4 protein-coding genes are annotated in these 3,728 nt (G+C 64.9%); all 4 read right to left on the reverse strand.

Going from position 1 to position 3,728, the window contains the following annotated elements:
- Window positions 1-69: 69 nt before the first annotated feature.
- Window positions 70-996, reverse strand: a complete 927-nt coding sequence (locus KA184_13155; protein MBP8130520.1) for an alpha/beta fold hydrolase — start codon at window positions 994-996, stop codon at window positions 70-72.
- Between the two features lie 153 nt (window positions 997-1,149).
- Window positions 1,150-1,521, reverse strand: a complete 372-nt coding sequence (locus KA184_13160; protein ID MBP8130521.1) for a hypothetical protein — start codon at window positions 1,519-1,521, stop codon at window positions 1,150-1,152.
- Between the two features lie 34 nt (window positions 1,522-1,555).
- Entirely contained in the window at window positions 1,556-3,478 is a 1,923-nt protein-coding gene (locus KA184_13165) for a glycoside hydrolase family 127 protein (protein ID MBP8130522.1), read from the reverse strand.
- Between the two features lie 76 nt (window positions 3,479-3,554).
- On the reverse strand, window positions 3,555-3,728 hold a 174-nt coding region (locus KA184_13170; protein ID MBP8130523.1), incomplete at its 5' end, for a M23 family metallopeptidase.

Raw genomic sequence — 3,728 nt, forward strand, 5'->3', positions numbered from 1 at the left:
CGGCCGCAGCCACGAACAAAACCCGGGCCCCCTCCCCGCACCGCCGGTTCCTGCTTTCGCAATACGGTGTCAGGACGCGGCGCGGGCTTCCCCGATCTCGTGATAGACGAATTCATGCACGCGGCGCGCGTACAGGACGGCAATATGCCCCAAGGAGTGGAGGATGTGATTGCGCGCATCGGGCAACTGCGCGCTGTCCTGCGGGGCCACCATGCTGTCGTCTATGCTCGATATGCTCACAATCGGCACCGGCTTCGGTGGCTCCGCGTTCAGGGCCTCGAGCCACGCACTGTCCGGGCGCATCTGTTGCGCGTTCTGGCCCGCGGAGCAATAGGCGAGATAGGTGCCGCGGTGCGGCGTGGCGACCGTCACCAGCCTCGCCACGCGCTTTTCGCCCCCATACCGCTGCACGTAGGCCCGCCCGACCAGGCCTCCCATGCTGTGGCCAACCACAACGACCTTCTCCGCCCGGGCGGCCGCGCACACATCCTCAACGTATTGGGCCAGGTCCCGCGCGTAGCGGTTGATGCTGGCAAGCGGCGGCTCAAGATTGATCGCGTAACAGTGTGTAATCCCGCGTTTGTGCAGATAGCGGATGAGCGGCCGCCAGTACCCGCCATTGCAGAAGATGCCATGAACCAGAACCACGGGAAGCTGGCCGTCGGGACAGGGTCCCGCCGGGTCGCGCCGCTGCAACAGTATTTCAAACGGGATGTACAGGAAGAACGTGAGGAAGAAGGCCCGGCATTCTCCCAGAACAAGGCACGCCGCACCCGTGAGCGTCAACTTCATTTCCCGGGGGCGCGGCGAACGGAAAACCCAGGCCAGAAAAAAACACAGCAAGATAACCGCCAGCCGCATGCAGACATAGATTGCGGCAACGACCGCCGCCAATTCGAGGGAGGAAAAGCGCGTCCACGCGCCCGCCAGCAACAGCACGCCCAAATATACGGCCACTTCCAGGCAGCACGTGCCTAAGAGCAGCATAGCAAGCATACTGTCCAAACTCCTCGCGACGCACTCTGCGCGTTAGGGTGGCCATCATACGCACCCCGGCAAGGCGTCTTGTACGCCCGCCCCCCCAAAGACACTGCCACCTACACCCTACCACGAAACGACCACCCCAGGCACCTTCTCAGACCAGGCGGATTATTCCGTTTCCGGCGGCCCGTCACGGTCGATCAGCGGCGCCGCCGGCGCACCGCCCCGCTGCGTGGCGTACTTCAGCCACGTCAGCACCCGCCGCGTCTCCCGCTCCAGAATGATCTCCGCCAAGGCCAGAGCCTTGGCCTGCAAATCCGGCTGCGCCAGCGCGCTCCTGTAAAGCGACTCATTCACGTCGAGCAGATACAGCCCCGTGAGCAGGCGGTTGTAGTCATGTTCGAAAAGCCAGCGGATACGTTCCGCCAAGGCCTCGAGCAAGAGCTTGCGGCTTAGGGCATCGTTCGCCCCAAGCGGCGGCTTCATGCCCCAGCGGCTCTCAAGCGCCCGCTGCGTTTCGGCTAATTCATGGTCAGGCATCGCTCACACCAGGCTCGAAGGATTGTGTCGCGGCTCAGGACCCATCACCCAGCACCGGGAATTCCGTGACGCGCAGATTCGTGCAGCCGTAGGGAATCAATGTCAGCGTTTCAAGAGGCTGAACCGATGCCGCGGGGCTGCGCGGCGGCGGCGCGGCGGCGTTGCGTTCCAGCGTCCACTCCGGCAACAGCCGCCCCGGAACGCGCGCCAGCACGGGCGCGCCGTCCGGCGAAAAGGGGCAATCCCCGACCGGACGCGTTTCGAAGGTGATACCGAAATCCGGCGCGGCGGGGTTCAACTGGATCGCATAGTTCCAGGACGTCGTGGGGAACACCTCCCAGTCCGCGTGCGGCTCCTCGCCACGCAATCGCACCCAGTTTTCGCCGATCTTGAGGCTATAGACCAGCGGACCGCGCGAAATGGCCGCGCTCTCGTGGTAGCGCCGCTCCACCTGCGCGCGCATAGGCAGCCGCAGCACAACGGTGGTGCGGCCTTCCCACGTGCGTTCCACGCGATGGAACGCTCCGGGGCTCACCGGCGCCGCGGCCCCGTCGCCCACCTGCACGGTCGCGCCGTCCGCCCATGCCGGAACGCGCGCCAGGAAAGGAAACGCAGCCGGACGGTCCACCGCTATCGTAAAACGCAGCTCGCCCTCAAAAGGATACGCCGTATCGAGCGTAGCGGTCGCGGATGCCTCGCCTATCGCGAGTTTGGCCTCCGACGGAGCAAGCGCCACGGCGGCGAGCCCGCCGTCGGGCGTGCGCATCCAGAGGTGCGCGGCGAATTTCGGCCAGCCTTGGTGCATGTTCGCAAGACAACACCCGTAGTTCGGTTCAAGGCCGAACAGGTTCGCCTCTTCCCCGTTGTTCGTGTAAACCCGCTCGGGGCTGACTTTGCAGACCACCTGATTCGCCTGCTGCACGTATTGATGCGCCCACATGTCGGGCTTGAACGTGGCCGGCAGCGCATTGAACGCAATCCGCTCGAGCCGGTCCGCCAGGCCAACGTCACCCAGAATGACGCTGAGCACTTCGAGGGAGTACATGTATTCGACCACGGCGCAGAGTTCCGTGCCTTGGGACGGCATCTTGCCCGCGAGGCATTCGTCGCCCGTGAAAATGCCCGTAGCCGTGCCGTGGTACCGGTCCAGTTCCGCGATGGCGTGCAGCGCGGCCTCGCGCAAGGCGGGGTCGCCGGTCTGGCGGTACCAGACGCCTGCCGTCTTGACTGCCATGCCGTGGTTGACCACGTGGCTCTCGAACCGCCACTTGTCCGCCTTCTCCTTGAACGGCAAATCTCCGAAGTGCGCGACCCAGTCATAGCCCTGGTCGTGCGCTTTCCGCGCCAAGTCCAGCAGGAACGCCTCGCCGGTCCGGTCATAGAGCCATTGCAGGCTCACTACGAGGTCCTGCCAGCGCGACTTGTTCCAGTCGAACAAAGGCCGCTGGTCCATTTGCGCATCGAGACAGCGGCAGAACCGGAGCATCGCGGGAATGACCCGGCTGTCCCCCGTCGCCTCCTGGTATTGCATGAGCGCTTTGAGCATAACGAACGGCGGCCACGGGTCGCGCGGCTTGTATTTGCCGCTGCGCGATTCGCTCTTCTCGGGGCCGAGCCACCCGTCCTCCTGCTGGTGCGTCAGGATATAATCCAGATGCTGCTCGACCTTTGCCTTCAGCGCCGGGTCGTCAAGCAAATACGCCAGCGGCACGACGCCGTCCAGCCAGTACGGCATGCGCTCCCAACCCTCGTCCTTGCCGCCAATCCAGCCGCTATCCCTGACATCCGGCCAGAATTCGTCCAGATGCCCGCTCAGGCCGTCCGCCTGGATGCGCAGTTGCCGCGCCAGCCAGCCTTGCGGATGAATGCTGCCCAGCGGCAGCGGTTCCAGCGCGAGCGGCTGCAGCCTGGGCGGCGCCGTCAGTGCTACCGCGGTCAGGATCGAGAGGATTGCCATCATTTTCCTCCTTTTCCCCGTTCGCCCGCCGCGAAACCCGAGTGTAACACCACCAAGCCGCGGGCGTCACGGTTCGTCACGGCAAGTAGGGTCGCGGGTCGACCGGATGCCCGTCGACACGCACCTCATAATGCAGATGCGGCCCGGTCGCATTGCCGCTGCGCCCGGACCGCGCAATCGTCTGTCCCCTCAGCACCTTCTGCCCCAGTTCCACCAGAATCGCCTCCAAATGCGCGTACGCCGTCTCGAA

The sequence above is a fragment of the Candidatus Hydrogenedentota bacterium genome, assembly GCA_018005585.1.
In the GTDB taxonomy this organism is placed as follows: domain Bacteria; phylum Hydrogenedentota; class Hydrogenedentia; order Hydrogenedentales; family JAGMZX01; genus JAGMZX01.